The sequence below is a fragment of the Cyanobium sp. LEGE 06143 genome (assembly GCF_015207535.1).
In the GTDB taxonomy this organism is placed as follows: Bacteria; Cyanobacteriota; Cyanobacteriia; order PCC-6307; family Cyanobiaceae; genus NIES-981.
Genome location: NZ_JADEWP010000139.1, coordinates 1 through 6,768, shown reverse-complemented (window position 1 = coordinate 6,768; position 6,768 = coordinate 1). Strand labels below are relative to the sequence as shown.

General features: G+C 64.5%; 5 protein-coding genes. 2 read left to right on the top strand and 3 right to left on the bottom strand.

The genetic code is table 11. The annotated features are described in order from the left end of the window. Nucleotides 1-266 precede the first annotated feature (266 nt). Together purD and IQ216_RS10120 are read left to right on the top strand one after the other, a co-directional pair. Nucleotides 267-1,565, top strand: a complete 1,299-nt coding sequence (gene purD / locus IQ216_RS10125) for a phosphoribosylamine--glycine ligase (RefSeq protein WP_193815375.1) — start codon at nt 267-269, stop codon at nt 1,563-1,565. Continuing rightward, nucleotides 1,562-3,607 carry an ATP-binding protein gene (locus tag IQ216_RS10120; protein WP_193815374.1) on the top strand — a complete coding sequence of 682 codons (2,046 nt, stop codon included), beginning with the start codon at nt 1,562-1,564 and terminating at the stop codon, nt 3,605-3,607. The genes purD and IQ216_RS10120 overlap by 4 nt, the downstream gene beginning before the upstream one ends. Before the next feature lie 20 nt (nt 3,608-3,627). On the opposite strand, the gene kaiC is transcribed toward IQ216_RS10120, so the two are convergent. From kaiC to IQ216_RS10105, 3 genes are all read right to left on the bottom strand, one after another. Next, entirely contained in the window at nt 3,628-5,133 is a 1,506-nt protein-coding gene (gene kaiC, locus IQ216_RS10115; RefSeq protein ID WP_193815376.1) for a circadian clock protein KaiC, read from the bottom strand. Between the two features lie 82 nt (nt 5,134-5,215). Then, nucleotides 5,216-5,644 (bottom strand): circadian clock protein KaiB, encoded by a 429-nt coding sequence (kaiB, locus tag IQ216_RS10110; protein ID WP_228007378.1) that lies wholly within the window; start codon nt 5,642-5,644, stop codon nt 5,216-5,218. 36 nt (nt 5,645-5,680) lie between these two features. Next, nucleotides 5,681-6,601, bottom strand: coding sequence for a circadian clock protein KaiA (locus IQ216_RS10105; protein WP_193815373.1), 921 nt, complete (start codon nt 6,599-6,601; stop codon nt 5,681-5,683). Between the last annotated feature and the right edge of the window lie 167 nt (nt 6,602-6,768).

Below are 6,768 nucleotides of genomic sequence, written 5' to 3'. Positions count from 1 at the left end.
GGCTGGGCCCTCAGCGGGCCTCCGCCTCCCCCGGGCAGCAACGTCGCCCAGGCCAGGCCCAGAGCCAGCGCGGTGCTTCGCGATCGACCAGCCTGCATGGGGAGAGAATGGAGCGGGAGTTCAGGAACGAGACCCCTGATGGGCCAGAAGCGGGCAACCGGTCCACTCCTGGACCGGGCCTGGCAGGCCTGTCGGGCCAGGGGCCAGCCATGCTGGTGGTTTCAACCTAGCCACTGACCTCTCTCCCTACCCCAGTTCCGAGCCCGATGGCCCCTGAGGCAACGCAGCACGACCTCCGCATCCTTGTGGTGGGTTCCGGTGGCCGGGAGAACGCCCTCGGCTGGGCTCTGGCCCGCTCCACTGGGGTAGGCCAGGTGTGGCTGAGCCCGGGCAATGGCGGCAGCGGCGATCTACCCGGCTGCCGCCAGCTGGAGATCGGCGAGGGCGATGGGCCCGCCCTGCAGCAGTGCTGCCGCGAGCTGGCCATCGATCTGGTGGTGATCGGCCCGGAGGTGCCGCTGGCGGCTGGGCTCGCTGACCAGCTCAGGGCCTGCGGTGTGGCGGTGTTCGGTCCCGGCGCCGATGGAGCCCAGCTGGAGTCCAGCAAGCGCTGGGCCAAGACCCTGATGCAGGAGGCCGGGGTGCCCAGTGCGGGCTTCTGGCCTGCAGCCAACCGCGAGGAGGCCCTGGCGCTTCTGGAGGCCCAGGGCCGGCCCCTGGTGGTCAAGGCCGATGGCCTGGCCGCCGGCAAGGGGGTGACCGTGGCCGAAACGCTGGAGGAGGCCCTCGAAGCCATCGAGGCGATCTTCGCGGGCCGTTTCGGCCCCGGCGCCTCCCTGGTGCTTGAGGAGCGCACCCACGGTCCGGAGGTCTCCGTGTTCGCCCTCTGCGATGGCGAGCGTTTGCTGCTGCTGCCTGCGGCTCAGGACCACAAGCGGATCGGCGAAGGAGACACCGGCCCCAACACCGGCGGCATGGGGGCCTATGCCCCGGCCCCGCTCCTCGACGCCGCCGCCATGGAGGAGGTGCGGCAGCAGGTGCTTGAGCCCACCCTGCGGGCCCTGCAGGCGCACGGCATCGACTACCGCGGCGTGCTCTATGCGGGCCTGATGCTGACGCCGCAGGGGCTGAGTGTGATCGAGTTCAACTGCCGTTTCGGCGATCCCGAGTGCGAAACCCTGATGCCCCTGCTGGGCAAGGAACTGGCCCAGGTGCTGCTGGCCTGCGCCGAGGGCCGACTCGACACCGCTCCACCGCTCAGCCTGCGCAGCGGCTGCAGTGCCTGCGTGATCGCCGCCGCCGAGGGCTACCCGGGCACGATCCGGCAGGGAGATCCGGTGGAGGGCGTGGCCAGCCCGGGCGACGAGCTGCAGATCTTCCACGCCGGCACCAGGCGCGCCCCCGATGGAACCTGCGTCAGCAGCGGTGGGCGGGTGCTCGCCGTGGTGGCCCAGGCGGAGGATTTCGACGCGGCCTTCGCCAGGGCCTATGAAGGACTGGCCCAGGTGCACTTCACCGGCATGACCTACCGGCGCGATATCGGTCACCAGGTGCGTCGCCGATGAGCCCGTCGAGCAGCACCGCTCCCCCCCCGTTCTCCTGGCGCCAGGCCCTGGCGCGCTGGTGGGCCGAGTTCAGCCTGCAGACCAAGTTGCTGGCGGTGGCCACCCTGGTGGTGAGCCTGCTGATGACCGGCATCACCTTCCTGGCGCTCAACGGCATCCAGCGGGACGCCCGCATGAGCGACACCCGCTATGCCCGCGACCTGGGGTTGCTGCTCTCCGCCAACGTGACGCCACTGGTGGCGGAGGGCAACGACCGCGAGCTGGCCATGGTGGCCGAGCGCTTCTGGCAGACCAGCCGCAGCCTGCGTTACATCTTCTTCGCCGATCCTGACGGGATCATTTATCTGGGCATCCCGATCGGCGGCACCTCGGGGGGCAGCGAACTGCTGCTGAGTCGGCGTCTGGAACTTCCCCCCGACATCCAGAAGCGGCCAGACAATCCCCTGGTGCGCCAGCACCTCACCCCCGACGGCCAGGTCACGGACGTGTTCGTGCCGCTGGTGAATGAGGGGCGCTTCTTTGGGGTGATGGCCATGGGCATCAACCCCAACGAAACCCTGCTGGCCAGCGCGGCCCTCACCCGGGAGGTGACGGTGGCCGTGTTCATCTCGATCTGGGTGCTGGTGATCCTGGGGGCCGTGTTCAACGCCCTCACCATCACCCAGCCGGTGAAGGAGCTGCTGCGGGGCGTGCGCCAGGTGGCGGTGGGCGACTTCGAAACCCGCATCGCCCTGCCGATGGGGGGAGAACTGGGGGAACTGCTGGAGGGCTTCAACGCGATGACCTCCCAGCTGGAGGTGTACAAGGCGGCCAACATCGAGGAGCTCACTGCCGCCCAGGTGAAGCAGGAATCCCTGATCGCCACCATGGCCGACGGCGCCGTGCTGCTCGATGCCGCCGGGGGCATCGTGCTGGCCAACCCCACCGCCCGGCGCCTGTTCCGCTGGGAGGGCCGCAATCTTGAGGGCCAGGAACTGATCGGCGAGCTGCCGGAACGTCTGGCACTGGAGCTGCATTCCGCCCTCGACAACATGATCATCGGCCAGCAGGATGCCGCCGACGTGCGCTGCAGCGTCGGCGATCCCGCCCGCACCCTGCGCATCGTGCTGCAGCCGGTGCGCGATGCCAGCGGCGAATCGCTCAAGGGCATCGCCATGACCATCCAGGACCTCACCCGGGAGGTGGAGCTCAACGCCGCCCAGAGCCGTTTCATCAGCAATGTGTCCCACGAGCTGCGCACGCCGCTGTTCAACATCAAGAGCTACGTGGAAACCCTCTACGACCTGGGCGACCAGCTCTCTGACCAGGAGAAGCACGAATTCCTCGGCATCGCCAACGCCGAAACCGACCGGCTCACCAGGCTGGTCAACGACGTGCTCGATCTGTCGCGGCTGGAATCGGAGCGATCCTGGAGCTTTGAGCCGCTGGATGTGGCCGAGGCGATCGAGCAGATCCTGCGCACCTACCGGCTGAATGCCGAGGAGCGAGGCGTGAAGCTTCGGTTCGAAGCCGAAACGCTGCTGCCCAGGGTGCTCGGCAACTGGGACCTGCTGCTGCAGGTGTTCGGCAACCTGGTGGGCAATGCCCTCAAGTTCACCCCGCCCGGTGGACAGATCGTGCTGAGGGCCTATCCCTGGCCCGATCTCTGCCTGCTCCACGACGACCAGGTGCCCAGGGAAGACAACCCCCGCTGCGAGCTCACCTCACCGCTGCCGCGGTTGCGGATCGAGATCGGTGACAGCGGCTGCGGCATCTCCGAAGCCGACCAGGCCCGCATCTTCGAGCGTTTCTTCCGGGTCGAGAATGCGGTGCACATTGAGGCTGGCACGGGCCTGGGACTCTCGATCGTGCGTGGCATCCTCGACAAGCACGGCACCCAGGTGAAGATGGCCAGCGAGCCGGAGGTTGGCAGCGTGTTCTGGTTTGATCTCTCCCTTGAAGAATCCGACCAGGATGAACTGCAGCTCAGCGCCGAGCGCAGGGCCCAGAGCCTGGAGATTGCACCGCTCCCAGCCCTGGCTGCTCAGCCTGTGAGTCTCTAGGCCAGGCTCAGCGCTGGTGCTCAGCGCTCATCAGCCACGCCGCGCACAATCCGGGAGAGCTCACTGCGCTCATCGGTGGTGACCCGGTGGGGCACACCACTGATGATCCGCTCGAAGTTGGAGAAGGAGTCTTTGATCTCAGGGCCGTTATCGGTGATCACAAACTCGCGGATCCCCTTGTCATGCCAGGAGCCTCGCATCTTGAACACATTCAGGGCGCGGGCCATCTCACCACGGATCTCCACATACTGGAGCAGGAGGATGGTATCGGTGATCGTGGAGATGTGGGAATCAGTGATGGAGTGGCTACCCATGAACTCCTCTGATGTGTTCGTGAAGAATCCGGCAATTTCCTCCTGCTTGGCATAGCCGGTTACCCCGATCACAAACTGGCGGAAGGCATTGTGACTGACGCCGCGGGCCAGGGCACTGAGCGAGTCGATGGCCATCCGCGAGGGCTTGAACTGGCTGATTTCGGTCTTGATGATCTGGAGGTGGTCCTCCAGGCCGGTGGATTCCGGATAGGCGCAGATGATCTTGAGCAGACCATCCTGCTCCATCTGCTCAAAGTCAATGCCCCAGCTGGTGCCATTGCGCAGCAACTGGGCCCGGGATTCCTCATAGGCGAAGAGGATGGCGCGCTGCTTGCTGCGGCAGGCGTCTTCGATGAACTTGGACACCAGCAGTGTCTTGCCCGTACCGGTGGCTCCGGTGGCCAGGATGATGGAGTCCTTGAAAAAGCCACCGCCACACATGGCATCCAGCCGGGGGACACCCGAGCTCACGCGCACATTGGAAGACCGCTGGGTGAGCCGCATCGCCCCCAGCGGGAACACGCTCATGCCATGGCTGCTCATCGTGAACGGGAACTCGCCTTTCATGTGGGTCGTACCCCGCAGCTTGAGAATCTCCACGGTGCGCCTGCGCCGCTCGCCCTCCAGCACATTGCGCAGAATCACCACATTATCGGACACAAACTCTTCAACTCCGTAGCGAGCGATCGGCCCATACTCATCAATGCGCTCGGTGGTCATCACGGTGGTCACACCAATCTCCTTGAGCCTGGCAATCAGTCTGAAGATCTCCCGGCGCACCACCGAAACGGCGTCATACTGCTGGAAGACAGCGGTGATCGAATCGATAGCTACCCGTTTGGCCTTGTATTTGCGAATGGCGTAGTTGATACGCTCAATCAGTCCGGAAAGGTCAAAGTTTCCAGCCACGTCCTGGCCATCTGGGTCTGGTGATGCATCCAGAACAAACAATTTGTCCTGTTCGATCATCTCCTGAAGATCCCAGCCAAAGCTGGCCGCATTGCGCATGATATCGAGCGGCGACTCCTCAAAAGTCACAAAGATGCCGGCTTCTTTGTACTGTCGGATGCCGTTGTAGAGAAAGTTCAACGACAGCACGGTCTTCCCCGTTCCCGAGGTGCCGCTGATCAGCGTCGAGCGGCCGATCGGCAACCCCCCATGGCAGACATCGTCAAAGCCATCGATGCCGGTGGGCAGCTTCTGGACCTGCATCAACTGAGCGTCGATTGGACTGTTTTCCTGCATGACCTGGGGAGACGTGGACAAAAGGGCTGGGGGCAGATCAATGCCCTGATCAAGCTCGGGGATTCAGACCATCATCAGGAAGCGATCCTTCCTGAACGAGATCAGCCAGAGCATCATCCTCTCCAGAGAGGCGCGAAGCAGCCAGGCCCTGGCTGGTGTGCAGAAGCTCATTGAGCTCACCATCGTCGGTCAGCTCGTCGTAGAGCAGATCCAGGCCGATCAGCACCCGTTCGCGGTCACTGAGATCGCCGATGATGCGGCGCACCGGGGGTGGCAGGATTTTGGTGAGGGTGGGCGTGGCCAGAATCTTGTCCTCCTCGGCCAGTTGTGGGTTCACGAGCACATCGATCACCTTGAGGGCATAGACCCCCTTGAATTCGGTTTCCAGAATGTCGCGCAGCGTTTTCAGTGCGCGCATCGAGTTGGGAGTGTTGCCAGCCACATACAGCTTCAGAATGTAAGTTTTACGGGGTGTCATGACAGGAATGTCCAGGTGTGCGAATGCATCTGCGCCTCAAGCCTCTGAAGCGAATGGCATCAGCGGCACATCGGGAGGGATTGAGCGTCGGTACATCTCGCAGAGATGGGCCATCACATCCAGCAGAGCCAGTCTGTAATCCTGAAGAAAATCACTCTTGTGACCCTCCAACTGCAGGCGCTTGGAAAACAGATCGATCAGGTCCATGTGGATTTGAACGGTTGTCGTGATGGATAGATCACTGAAAAAGGCCGTGTTCACGAAGCTCTCCAGCGCTTGGTTGGCCGCCGAGGGGTTGCGGAAGTAATGGATGAGCAGATCCCGATAGCTGCGCTCCAGCGAACGCAGCAGGTCGTCCTGCTCCCCCTTGGGCAGGTTGCGCAGGAAGCGGGAGGGATCGCGCTTGTAGAACACCCCCAGCAGTCCAAGCCGCTCCTTGAGGCGGCCATCCAGACGCCAGGGCCGGGGGGCCTCGCTGGTCGCGACAGCGGCTCCGGCCTTCGCGGCGGAGGGCTGATCATCCTGGCCCCCGGTCGGGGACGACACACTGACGGCGAAGCCGGGTCCAGGGTTGGCTTCAGCGGGATTGCCCAGGCCCTGACGCAGAAAACGCGACACCGCAGCATCGAGGCAGTAGCTGAGTTGCTCCAGCTGATCAGCCTGCAGCCTCACCTCCGCCTCGTGGAAGCTGACCTCGCCATTGACCGCACCGATCACCACCGCGGGCAGCACCAGACCCCGCTCGGTGAGCCCGCTCAGCACCGAACCATCCACGGCATCGGCCTCGATCAGCAGGGCGTCGAACTCCTCGCGCAGGCGGTCGAGGTCGGCCACAGGGTCGGCCAGGGGGTCGACGCTGACGAGGGTGTAGCGGCCAGCGGCCAGCCAACGGGACACCCCGGCCTGCATGGTGGGATCACGGACAAGGGAGGCAACGGTGAGGGCCGACTTGGGCATAGGGGCGGTCCGCAGCCAGGGGAATCTGGCGGACAGGTGCCCCAATGTTGACGAAAGGCAGCTTGGAATCGGAGGATTTGCCATTGTCTTTCGATTGTGCGTCTGGCCCAATCGGCCGGCGGTCACCCGCCGGKCAGCCTGACCACGCCCCATCCCCATGACCCAAG